The 13002-nt window shown below is 68.2% G+C and carries 2 protein-coding genes, 3 pseudogenes and 1 CRISPR repeat array; of the genes and pseudogenes, 1 reads left to right on the top strand and 4 read right to left on the bottom strand.

The annotated features are described in order from the left end of the window. The 4 genes and pseudogenes from AD428_RS14015 to cas3 form a co-directional block, all read right to left on the bottom strand. Positions 1 to 1463: pseudogene (locus AD428_RS14015) on the bottom strand (acetyl-CoA carboxylase biotin carboxylase subunit); the annotation flags it as partial. A gap of 16 nt (positions 1464 to 1479) precedes the next feature. Beyond that, on the bottom strand, positions 1480 to 2646 hold the full coding sequence (locus tag AD428_RS14010) for an acyl-CoA dehydrogenase family protein (protein ID WP_053245591.1): 1167 nt from the start codon (positions 2644 to 2646) through the stop codon (positions 1480 to 1482). A gap of 111 nt (positions 2647 to 2757) precedes the next feature. Beyond that, entirely contained in the window at positions 2758 to 4368 is a 1611-nt protein-coding gene (locus AD428_RS14005; RefSeq protein ID WP_053245590.1) for an acyl-CoA carboxylase subunit beta, read from the bottom strand. Between the two features lie 376 nt (positions 4369 to 4744). Beyond that, a CRISPR array of direct repeats spans positions 4745 to 7585; the repeat unit is 29 nt; unit sequence CGGTTCATCCCCGCATACGCGGGGAACAC. 209 nt (positions 7586 to 7794) lie between these two features. Then, a pseudogene (gene cas3 / locus AD428_RS29530) lies at positions 7795 to 9726 on the bottom strand (CRISPR-associated helicase Cas3'); the annotation flags it as partial. Between the two features lie 681 nt (positions 9727 to 10407). Here cas3 and mutS point away from each other — a divergent pair. Continuing rightward, positions 10408 to 13002, top strand: a pseudogene (gene mutS / locus AD428_RS13995) (DNA mismatch repair protein MutS); the annotation flags it as partial.

Below are 13002 nucleotides of genomic sequence, written 5' to 3'. Positions count from 1 at the left end.
GTCGCGCAGCCACAGCGCGCGCCCGCCCAGGCGTTCGGACGGCCCCGCGCCGGGCCGGGCCGCTCCGCCGAGCGCCAGCGCCGCCGCGGCCAGCGCATGCGGCGAGGGTTCGCGCCGCCAGAACGGCTGCTGCAGGTCTTCGCCCGCCAGGAAGTCGGTGGTTATCTGGCCCGCCGCGAAGCGGGGATGCCGCAGGCAGCGCGCCAGGAACCCCTGGTTGGTGCGCACGCCGAGCGCGGTGGCGCGCTCGCAGGCCCGCGCCAGCCGGGCAATGCAGGCTTCGCGGTTCTCGCCCCAGGCCATGAGCTTGGCCGCCATGGAGTCGTAGAACGGCGTAATCTCCACGCCGCTGCGCAGCGCCGCATCCACGCGGATGTCCTCGGGCGCGCGCCAGTCGCCCATGACGCCCACCTGGGGCAGAAAGCCCGCCCAGGGGTCTTCGGTGCAGAGGCGCACCTCGATGGCATGGCCGCCGAGCCTCACGTCCTGCTGGCCGAACGCCAGCGGCTCGCCCTGGGCCACGCGGATCTGCTGCTCCACCAGGTCCAGTCCCGTCACCAGCTCCGTGACGCCGTGCTCCACCTGCAGGCGCGTGTTCATTTCCATGAAGTAGAAACGCCGCTGTTCGTCGAGCAGGAACTCCAGCGTGCCCACGCCGGCGTAGCCGATCGCCTCGCAGGCCTGGCGGGCGACCTGTCCCATCGCCTCGCGCAGCGCCTCGTCCACCGCGGGCGACGGCGCTTCCTCGATCAGTTTCTGGAAGCGGCGCTGCGTGGAGCAGTCGCGCTCGCCCAGGTGCACGCAATGCCCGTGCTCGTCGCACAGCACCTGCACCTCGATGTGGCGCCCCCGGTCGATGGCGCGCTCGATGATGATCTCGCCGGAGCCGAACGCGCCCGCGGCCTCGGATTGCGCCTGGCGGAACATGTCGGCCAGGTCGTCCGGCCGCCGCACCACGCGCATGCCTCTCCCGCCGCCGCCGGCCGCGGCCTTCAGGATCACGGGAAACCCCAGCCGCTGCGCGGCGTCGGCGGCCTGCGCCGGGGTGGCGCAGCCCTGTTCGCCGGGCACGGTGGGCACGCCGGCCGCCTGCATGGCCTGCTTGGCCTGCGCCTTGTTGCCCATGAGCGCGATCACGCGCGGCGAGGGCCCGACGAAGACCAGGCCGGCGTCGGCCACGGCCTGCGCGAACTCGGCGTTCTCCGAAAGAAAGCCGTAGCCCGGGTGGATGGCCTGCGCGCCCGACCGGCGGCAGGCCTCGATCAGCGCCGCGCCGTCGCGGTAGCTGCGGTCGCGGGCGCCGGGCCGATGTGCACCGCCAGGTCGGCGGCGCGCACGTGCGGGCTGTGCGCGTCGGCGTCCGAGTAGACCGCCACGGTGCGCAGGCCCATGCGCCGCGCCGTGCGCAGGACGCGCAGCGCGATCTCCCCGCGGTTGGCCACGAGCAAGGTGTCGAAACGCATGATGCCTCCCCGGCTCTCAAGCCGCGCGCCTGGGCAGAATGCCCATGTGCTTGCAGATGATGGTGAGCATGATCTCGTCGGCGCCGCCGCCGATGGAGATCAGCCGCAGGTCGCGCCAGGCACGCGAAACCTTGTTCTCCCAGGTAAAGCCCATGCCGCCCCAGTACTGGAGGCAGGAGTCGGTCACCTCGCGGCACAGGCGGCCGGCCTTGAGCTTGGCCATCGAGGCCAGCTCCGTCATGTCGCCGCCGCTCATGTGCACCTGCGCGGCGCGGTAGATCAGCGAGCGCAGCATCTCCACTTCGGTCTTGAGCTCGGCCAGCCGGAAGTGCACCGCCTGGTTGTCCAGAATGGACCGCCCGAAGGCCTTGCGCTGGCGCGTGTACTCGATGGTGTCGTTGATGACGTTGGTCAGCGCCGTCACGCGGCGCGTCGCGCCGCTCAGGCGCTCTTCCTGGAACTGGCGCATCTGGTAGATGAAGCCCATGCCCTCCTCGCCGATGCGGTAGCGCTGCGGCACGCGCACCTCGTCGAAGAAGACCTGCGCCGTGTCGGACGACCACATGCCCACCTTCTTGATCTTGTTCATGGTGATGCCGGGACGCAGCTTGCCGTTCTCGCGCAGCGGCAGGCAGATGAGCGACTTGTTGCGGTGCACGTCGCCCTCGCTCGTATTGGCCAGCAGGCACATCCAGTCGGCCTGCGTGCCGTTGGTGATCCACATCTTGGAGCCGTTGATCACGTAGTCGTCGCCGTCCTTGCGCGCGGTGGTCTTGAGCGAGGCCACGTCCGAACCGGCCCCCGCCTCCGACACGCCCAGGCACACCACCCGGTCGCCCGCCACCGTGGGTTTGAGGAAGCGCTCGCGCAGCTCGTCCGAGCCGAAATGCGTGAGCGCCGGCGTGGCCATGTCGGTCTGCACCGCGATCGCCATGCCCACCCCGCCCGAGCTGATGCCGCCGATGGCCTCGCAGAACGCGATCTCATACGAATAGTCCAGTCCCATGCCGCCGAACTCCACGGGCTTGTTCACGCCCAGGAAACCGGCCGATCCCAGCTTCTTGAACACCTCGTGCGCGGGAAAGATCTCGGCGGCCTCCCACTCGTCCACATAAGGCTCTATCTCGCGCTCGATCAGCTTGCGCACACTGTCCTGCAAGGCGATGTGGTCGGAAGTCATCATGATCTTGTCTCCATGGGAAAAAGGGAATGCCCGGGTCCGGCAACCTGCCGCGGCGGCAGGCCGCCGGACGCCTGCTTTTCTGCATGCACCGGGTTCGCCGGCCGCACCCGCCTACAGGCGGGCCACGCCGAACTGCATGGGCTGCGCCGTGCGGCCGCGCGCCTGCGCCGCCATGGCCAGCGCCATGCCCAGCCAGGCGCGCGTCTCGCGCGGGTCGATCACGCCGTCGTCGAGCAGCAGGCTGCTGGTGTGGATGGCGCTCGACTGCGACTCGAAGGTCTCCACGATGGCGCGGCTCTCGGCTTCCAGGGCCTGCTCGTCCAACGGCTTGCCGCCGCGCCGGGCGGCGTTCTCGGCCACGGTGCGCATCGTCATGGCGGCCTGCTCGCCCCCCATGACGGCCGTCCTGGCGTTGGGCCAAGAGAACAGCAAGTCGGGCTTGAAGGCGCGCCCGCACATGCCGTAATTGCCGGCTCCGTACGACGCGCCGCAAAGCACGGTAAAGCGCGGCACCGGCGCGTTCGACAGGGCCTGGATCAGCTTGGCGCCGTGCTTGATCATGCCCGCCTCCTCGTGCCGGCGCCCCACCATGAAACCCGTGATGTTCTGCAGGAAAACCAGCGGCCGCCCCAGCTGCACGCAGAGCTGGATGAACTGGGCCGCCTTGTTGGAGCCGTCGCTGTCCAGGGGACCGTTGTTGGTCAGGATGCCCACCTCGCGGCCCTCGATGGCCGCGTAGCCGCACACCGTGGCCGGGCCGAACCGCTCCTTGAAGCCGTGGAACTCCGAACCGTCCACCAGCCTGGCGATCACATCGCGCATATCGACCGGCGTGCGCATGTCCGCGGGCATGATGTCCAGCAGTTCGTCGGCATCGTGGCGCGGCGGCCTGGCTTCGGGCGCCGGCGGGCTCGTCCAGCCGATGCGCCGCAGGATCTCGCGCACCCGCATGATGCCGTCCAGATCGTTGTCGGCCACGTAATCGGCCAGGCCGGACACGCTGGCGTGCATGTCGGCGCCCCCGAGTTCCTCGTCGCTGGCCTCCTCGCCGGTCGCGGCCTTCAGCAGCGACGGCCCGGCGAGATAGGCATGCGCCTGTCCGCGCACCATCACCACATAGTCGGACAGGCCCGGCAGGTACGCCCCGCCCGCCGCCGACGAACCGTGGATCAGCGCCACCACCGGCAGCCCCGCCGCCGACAGCCGCGCCAGGTTGTAGAACATGCCGCCGCCCACCACGAAGCGCTCGACGCGGTACTTGCGCAGATTGCCGCCCGCGCTTTCCACCAGCTGGACGAAGGGCAGCTTCTGCGCCAGCGCGATCTCCTGCGCGCGGATGAGCTTCTGCCCGGTCAGCGCCTGCATGGCGCCCGCGCTGATCCCGGAATCGTTCGCCGCGACCATGCAGCGCACGCCGCTGATATGGCCGATGCCGACGATCAGGGCGCTGCCGGGCACGCTGGTTTCCGGGTTGGGGTCTTCCAGCCCGCAATAACCGGAGAGCGTCATCAACTCGTAAAAGGGCTGGTCGGCATCCAGCAAGTGGGCCAACCGCTCGCGCGGCAGCAGCTTGCCCTGGGCATGGAAATGCGGAGCGGCGCGGGCCGAGCGTTCCTCCGCCCGGCGCTCCAGCCGCCGCACTTCCTCAATACGCTCCAGCATGTGCGAGCGGTTGCGCTGCGCGCGGCTCGGCGCCGGATCGGTATCGGACCTGTCAGCCATCTCGGTGTCTCCTCCTGCGCCGCGCCGGCCGGGCCGAGCGGGGCATGTGCGGCGTCGCCGGGCCGGTCTGCCCCGCACGCGCCGCTGGTCTGCATGCTGGCCATCATGGCAAAGGCCAGGCCGGGTTTCCAACAATTACTTCCAGCGCAATCCATAAGAGGCATTTATGATTCGCTCCGACCGTGGCCGAAGGCTGCCGCCGCAGCCCCGCGCGCACGCTTGCGGCCGATGCGCGAGGCATGGCCAGGCCGGCCCACAGAGTAAGGCACGGCTTTCATTAGCTGGCGCTCCAGAGAATCGCGCCGACCCGGCGCCCCGAACGGGCGGCCGCCCGCCATGCAAAAACCGGCGCAATCCGGCCGTAATCCGGGTTGCGTAGTTCATCCCCGCATACGCGGGGAACACTGGGCCGGGCGTGTGTTTCGTCGTCATGCTGACGGTTCATCCCCGCATACGCGGGGAACACCACGCTTACTACGGGCGGCGGCGCTCGATTCGCGGTTCATCCCCGCATACGCGGGGAACACTTGAGCGACGGCGCCGTGCTGGTTCGCCTGGACGGTTCATCCCCGCATACGCGGGGAACACTGAAGCTGTCCTATTTCATCCCGGGCTTGCGCCGGTTCATCCCCGCATACGCGGGGAACACAACCAATCGAGGGGGCTAGCCTCCCCAATCACCGGTTCATCCCCGCATACGCGGGGAACACGCGGCGCCACCACTTTTCCTTCTTGGCGTCGGCGGTTCATCCCCGCATACGCGGGGAACACCGAGCCACTGGAGACTCAGGGCGGCACTCATGCGGTTCATCCCCGCATACGCGGGGAACACCTGCTCGGTGCTGCCGAGCAGCGGCACGACGGCGGTTCATCCCCGCATACGCGGGGAACACTTGTCCGCGACCTGCGCACCATGTGCCACCGCCGGTTCATCCCCGCATACGCGGGGAACACACCCACTCGTTGCGCAGGCGGATCGTGGCTGGCGGTTCATCCCCGCATACGCGGGGAACACATGAGCGCCGCGCGCGCCTGGAATCGCGTGACCGGTTCATCCCCGCATACGCGGGGAACACGTTCCGGTTTTCGGTGAGCAACGCCGCTGCGGCGGTTCATCCCCGCATACGCGGGGAACACATCACCGCGCACAGTTGCTGATCGCGCGCGGCCGGTTCATCCCCGCATACGCGGGGAACACCCCACATAGTCCATCTGCCAGATGCTGTTTTCCGGTTCATCCCCGCATACGCGGGGAACACAACGTGGGTGTGATCGAAACCGTACAGGGCGCCGGTTCATCCCCGCATACGCGGGGAACACAGCTTGTCGATCAGGCTATCCATGGCCTGCGCCGGTTCATCCCCGCATACGCGGGGAACACGGTTGCCACTACGGCCCGGCGCCGCACGTCTGCGGTTCATCCCCGCATACGCGGGGAACACGTCACCGCGCTTGACCAGCCGGTAGATCATGGTGGTTCATCCCCGCATACGCGGGGAACACGGCACCCGCCGGGTGTTCCTGCCTGGCCACGACGGTTCATCCCCGCATACGCGGGGAACACGCGGAAAATCTGACGCGCTGCTGATCGACGCTCGGTTCATCCCCGCATACGCGGGGAACACTTAACTGGCCGGTGGCTGTATTTGCAAAGCTGCGGTTCATCCCCGCATACGCGGGGAACACCTGGGGCGGCCTGTCGGTTTTATCCGGCAGGACGGTTCATCCCCGCATACGCGGGGAACACGGCCGACGAGCTGATCGACCCCGAGCTGGTGAGCGGTTCATCCCCGCATACGCGGGGAACACTCTTGGTGCCCTTGCTGGTGTCCTCGGTGGTCAGGTTCATCCCCGCATACGCGGGGAACACCCTATGAGCAGAAATTGCAGGCTATGCGCGTCCGGTTCATCCCCGCATACGCGGGGAACACAGCTGTCCGCTGCTGCTCCTGCACCACCTGCACGGTTCATCCCCGCATACGCGGGGAACACTGCGCCATGCTCGACGGCGTGGAAAAGTAGGTCGGTTCATCCCCGCATACGCGGGGAACACGGTCGTGGTCACGTCGAACACGCGGCCGGCGTACGGTTCATCCCCGCATACGCGGGGAACACCCCCTCCAGGTATTCAAGCAGCACCTCGGGATCGGTTCATCCCCGCATACGCGGGGAACACGGCTGCGCTCAGGCAAAAGCAGTGGCCAGCCCCGGTTCATCCCCGCATACGCGGGGAACACGTCACAATGGGTGCGGGGTAGTGCGCCTGTCGCGGTTCATCCCCGCATACGCGGGGAACACTCTGCCTCGCCCTGTAGTGGCGCTGTTGTTTCCCGGTTCATCCCCGCATACGCGGGGAACACGTCGAATATGTCGGATTCCAGTTGCGCGATGGCGGTTCATCCCCGCATACGCGGGGAACACTCGTGCACGTTTCGTGCTGGGTTCGTTCTAACCGGTTCATCCCCGCATACGCGGGGAACACGCTTCGGTATCTAGCCCAGGAGCGCAGCAATGCGGTTCATCCCCGCATACGCGGGGAACACCGTTCTCGGGGCTGGCTGCTTCCTCGCCCACGCGGTTCATCCCCGCATACGCGGGGAACACTATTTCGACGCTCCGATTAGGTCGGATGGCCGCGGTTCATCCCCGCATACGCGGGGAACACATTTCAAGGCTGTTGCCCTCGACGAAGGCAAACGGTTCATCCCCGCATACGCGGGGAACACCGTACGGCAATTTGTTCTTGCAGCGTGAAGCGCGGTTCATCCCCGCATACGCGGGGAACACTAGAACCCGAATGGCTCGGCCAGCCTGCCCTCCGGTTCATCCCCGCATACGCGGGGAACACACTGGAAACGCCGGTCCGCCGTCGTTGATGTGCGGTTCATCCCCGCATACGCGGGGAACACGCAGCACGGCCTCGATCGTCGCCCGGTCGGGGTTCGGTTCATCCCCGCATACGCGGGGAACACGACCTCGGCAAGATGTTTGGCGACCCAAAGGACGGTTCATCCCCGCATACGCGGGGAACACCCCTGTCGTTTGATCTGTTGTTGCCTCAGTATCGGTTCATCCCCGCATACGCGGGGAACACCTGGCCGCCTGTGGCCGTGAGCCGCGCGACAACGGTTCATCCCCGCATACGCGGGGAACACCGGTTATGTTGACCTGATTGCCGCCCTGAATGGCGGTTCATCCCCGCATACGCGGGGAACACCCCACGTTCGGATAGACGTAGCACGCCTTGGGAAACAGGCTCGCATACCAGTCCGCGGAGGGTTCGTCCTCAATAACGGGGCAGAGCACGTGAAGCACAGGCGGCGCGCGCCGCTCGATGCCGTCCGGCGCGGGCGTGCCGTCGGGCAGGCGGGCATGCCGTTGCAGGCGACCGGCGCGCTGGATGAGCAGATCAATGGGCGCCAGGTCCGTGACCATTGCATCCATATCGATATCAAGCGACTGCTCCACCACCTGAGTCGCGATCAGCACACGGCCACGACGCGTCTGCGGACCCGAGCGCGCGCCGAAATCGCGCAGCACGCGGTCCTCGATGTCGAGCCGGTCGCCCATGGCGAATCTTCCGTGAAAGAGCGTCAATTGATCGGGGGGCAGGCTGGCCGCCAGCAGATCGCAGGCCCGCAGGGCGTCCTCCACGGTGTTCCGGATCCAGCACACGCAGCGGCCGGCGGCCGCCTCAGCCAACACGGCGGCAACGGCCTCGTCCTCGCGATGACAAAAGTTCACTTGCACGCGCCGCACCAGCCGGGGCCGGGTCTGGCAGGCATGGACCGCAATGTCCTCGCCCATGCGCGTGGCCAGCGGATAGCGCAGATCGGGCGCGACGTCGATCGGCGGCAGGCCCAGGCCGGCGCGGTAGTCCTGCAAAAGCTCTGCGCGGTAGAAAGAAGGCAAGGTCGCCGACAGCAAGATGGCGCTGCCGCCCTGCCGTGCATGGCTGGCCAGCAGGCGCTTGAGCAATGTGCGCACGTAGCTGTCGTAGGCGTGGACCTCATCCACGACGAGCACTTTGCCTGCCAGGCCCAACAAGCGCAGAGACTGGTGCCGCACGGGCAGCACGCCCAGCAGGGCCTGGTCGATCGTGCCCACCCCGACCTCGGCCAGCAATGCTTTCTTTCTGTTGTCCGCGAGCCAGGCGCTGCATGCGGCCGAGGCCGTGGCCTCTTCGGGCGTGTAATTGCGGTCTGCCGGCAGACCGTCGGACTGAAGAATGCTTTGCCTGAACCCCTCCATGAGATGGCGCGCGCCGTGCGCCAGCACCAGCGATGGCAAGGCATCGTCGGCGAACAGATGTCGATATACCGAGCCGACCCGCTGGTACATCTGATTGGCCGTCGCCATGCTCGGCAGGGCGAAGTACAGCCCGCACGCCAACCCTTTCTCCATGAGCCGTTGCACGAGCATGAGCGCGGCCTCGGTCTTTCCCGCGCCGGTGACGTCTTCCAGGAGAAACAGTTGCGGCCCGGCTTCCAGCGCCACGCTGGCCGCATAGTGCTGCAGCGGCGTAGGTTCGCGCAGATAATCGAAAAGCCCCGTCGGTCCGGACCAGGGACGCGCCGTTTGCGCTTGCAGGCCAGCCTGGCGGATGGCGGTTTGCGCGCGCGGCAAGGCGGTGTTTCGCCAATAGGTCGACAGATCCTGCGGTTCCTGGCGATAGGCAAAGACGGACTGATTGGACCCCAGCCAATCGGCAAGCACCGCCAGGCCGGCCAAACGCCATGCGTGCTGCCGCAGCATTTCCAGTTGCTCCCGGCCGGGCTTCGGAATATCGGGCGGCGCCCAGCCCGCCGCCAGCGCCTGGGTGTAGGCCGCGGCCGCTTTTCTGTCCTCGTCGAGGAAGTGGTCCTCGACGTACAGGCCGGACAGCCCATCGCGGCTGGCTTCATGAGGCGGTTTGCCGTGGTGCCCCACCGCCGTTTTCATCCAGGCCGCCCAGAAATCTCCTTCGGCATTCGGCAGAACGTCGGCAAGCGTCTCGGGGGCAAGATCGTCCCGCCACAAGATCCAGCCCAAGGTATCGTGCCGATACTGGTAGGGCATGCCGGCATCGTTCTGCACGAGATCCGCCGACAGGCCCGGCGCCCGGCCCTGGAAGCCTCGGGCAAACTTGCCCACGTCGTGCAGCGCCAGAAAGAACACCGCCAAGGCATTCACCACGGGCAGCGGCCACCCAAGCGCTTGTGCAAGCCGCGTCAGGGAAAACTGCGGCAGCTGGAGCAGCTGCCATCCGCATGCGGCCACATCCAGGCCGTGAAAGGCCAGGAGATGATAGCGATCCAGACCCGCCTGGACAGGCGACGCCTTTCCCCAATAGGCAAAATACGAAGCGCTGACTGTCATCGATTCATGCGTTTTGTGGAACATGACGAGCACGCGCAGCGGCATTGCCGGTTTGCGCTACCTTTGAATTATGGCTTTTTAATTCAAAAAGTAAAATTTCCCACAATCCGCCCGGCGCCGCTTCCGGACCTTGAAGCACTTACCTTCGGCCTCTTGCGTTGCGCTTGAATGGTTTCTGCACGCCAGCGCCGGCATTGCCGCCCCGGCGACACTGCGCCGCATGAACACCAGTGAGCGCAATGAACACTTGCGTACGAACGTTGCCGTGCCGTCGAATGGGGGCCGGTCCGTGCCGACCTTTGTTGCCGCGCGCGACCGACGCCGAGCCGATTGATCTCATGAACAGAGCGGCGCCATGGGTGCGCGTGCACCGATGCACCTCGTCCGGGACGCCCGGGTGCTGCCGGGCGCACCGCAACAGAGGCAGAGGCACGCGACCGCCCGCCTCTGCCGTCGGGCCTGCCGGCGCATCAATGGTAAGGTGTCGTCCTGGCCGCGCCCGCCGCGCGGCGCGCATCCGGCGGCGGGCCGGCGGCCGATGCGCGGAACCCAAACGGGCCGGGCAACAGCGCGGCGCGGCTTTCATAAAATAGCGCTCCAGAAGGCCGCGCCGAGCCGGCGCAACGAACGGGCGGCCGCGGACTTGCCGCCGCCCCACACAACAGAATTCCCCACCTATCCATGCAAGCAGGACAAGCAAAAACCCAGAAATCGCGGGCCGCCGGCGACGAGTCGCTCAACGGCCACACTCCGATGATGCAGCAATATCTCCGCCTCAAAGCGGAGGCCGGCCCGTTGCTGCTGTTCTATCGCATGGGCGATTTTTATGAAATGTTCTACGAGGACGCGGAGCGCGGCGCGCGTCTGCTGAACCTCACGCTGACCAAGCGCGGCGCGTCCAACGGTTCGCCAATCCCGATGGCAGGCATTCCGGTGCATGCCATGGAGCAGTACCTGGCGCGGCTGGTGGCGCTGGGCGAGTCGGTGGCGATCTGCGAGCAGATCGGCGATCCGGGCGCGTCCAAGGGGCCGGTGGAGCGGCGCATCGTGCGCATCGTGACGCCGGGCACGCTGACCGACGACGCGCTGCTGCCTGCCAAGGCCGACCGGGCGCTGGCGGCGGTGTTCGTCACCGGCAACGCGCGCGCGCCGCGCGCCGGACTGGCGTGGCTGAACCTGGCCAGCGGCGATTTCCGCGTCACGGAATGCGCGCCGGCGCAGCTCGAATCCGAGCTGCACCGCATCGCGCCGGCCGAGATTGTGTGCGCCGAGAGCGCCGACTTCCCGTTCGCCTTCGAGGGCGCGCGGGCGCGGGTGCCCGATTGGCATTTCGAGGCCGACAGCGCGCGCGCGCACCTGCTGTCGCACTTCAAGACCGACACGCTGGCGGGCTTCGACGTCGAAGACATGCCGGCCGGCATCTGCGCGGCCGGGGCGCTGCTGCGCTACGCCGCGCGCACGCAGTCGCAGGCGCTGGCGCACGTGCAGAGCCTGTCGGCCGAGCGGCCCGGCCAGTACGTGCTGCTCGACCCGGTCACGCGGCGCAACCTGGAGCTGACGCAGACCCTGGCCGGCGAAGACTCGCCCACCCTGTTCTCGCTGCTGGACGGCTGCCGCACGCCCATGGGCAGCCGCCTGCTGCGGCGCTGGCTGCACCATCCGCTGCGCGAGAACGCACCGGCCCTGGCGCGCCAACGGGCGATTTCCACCCTGCTCACGGGCCGCCTCGACCTGGAAGAAACCTTTGCCGCGCAGGGCCTGCTGGAATCGCTGCGCAACGCGCTGAATGCCTTTCCCGACATCGAGCGCATCGCGGCCCGCCTGGCGCTGCGCTCGGTCCGGCCGCGCGAGCTGGCCAGCCTGCGCGATGCGCTGCAGGATTTGCCAACGCTGCACGACCTGGTCTCGCCGCTGGCGGGCGACTCGCGCCTGGCCGAACTGGCGCAGCACCTGTCGGTGGACCCGGCGCTTGCCGCGCTGCTGGCGAGGGCGATCGCGCCGGAGCCGGCCGTGGCCGTCCGCGACGGCGGCGTGCTCGCAACCGGTTTCGACGCCGAACTGGACGAGCTGCGCGCGCTGGCCGCCGACGGCGGCGACTTCCTGCTGCAGCTCGAGGCGCGCGAGCGCGAACGGACCGGCATCTCCAACCTGCGGGTGGAGTTCAACCGCGTGCACGGCTTCTATATCGAAGTCACCAAGGGCCAGACCGCCAAGGTGCCCGACGACTATCGCCGGCGCCAGACGCTGAAGAACGCGGAGCGCTACATCACGCCCGAGCTCAAGAGCTGGGAAGACAAGGTGCTGTCGGCGCAAGACCGCTCGCTGGCGCGCGAGAAGTGGCTGTTCGAGCAGTTGCTGGACGTGCTGGCCGAGCACGTGCGCCCCCTGTCGGACTGCGCCGCGGCGCTGGCCGAGCTGGACGTGCTGGCCGCGCTGGCCGACCATGCCCGCCGCCACGACTGGGTGGCCCCGGAGCTGTCGGAACAGGCCGACATCGACATCGAGGCGGGCCGCCACCCGGTGGTCGAACGCGCCATCGAGCGTTTCACGCCCAACGGCTGCCGGCTCGACCCGGCGCGCCGCATGCTGCTCATCACCGGCCCGAACATGGGCGGTAAGTCCACCTACATGCGGCAGGTGGCGCTGATCGCGCTGCTGGCGCGGGTGGGCAGCTTCGTGCCCGCCGCGCGGGCGCGCATCGGCAAGATCGACCGGATCTTCACCCGCATCGGCGCGGCCGACGACCTCGCGGGCGGACGCTCGACCTTCATGATGGAAATGACCGAGGCGGCCGCCATTCTCTCGTCCAGCACGCCCAGCAGCCTGGTGCTGATGGACGAGATCGGCCGCGGCACCTCCACCTACGACGGCCTGGCGCTGGCCTGGGCGATCGCCTGCCGGCTGCTCGCCCACAACCGCGCGCTGACGCTGTTTGCCACGCACTACTTCGAGATGACGCGCCTGCCCGCCGAACAGCCGGCGGCGGCCAACGTGCACCTGGCGGCGGCCGAATCGGCCGGCGGCATCGTGTTCCTGCACGAAGTGCGCGAAGGCCCCGCCAGCCGCAGCTACGGAATCCAGGTGGCGCAGCGGGCCGGCGTGCCGGCCGCGGTGATCCGCCAGGCCACGCGCGGCAGCTGGAGCGCCTGGAAGCCCAGGGCGCGCCCACGCCGCAGCTCGGCCTGTTCGCCGCCGCCGCGGAGGCCGACGCCAGGGCCGATGCGCATGCCGAGCAGTCCAGCCGCCCTGGCCGCCCTGGACGAGCTGCGCCGAAGC

It is taken from the genome of Achromobacter sp. DMS1, from assembly GCF_001270295.1.
This window is presented reverse-complemented; position numbering and strand designations above follow the sequence as displayed.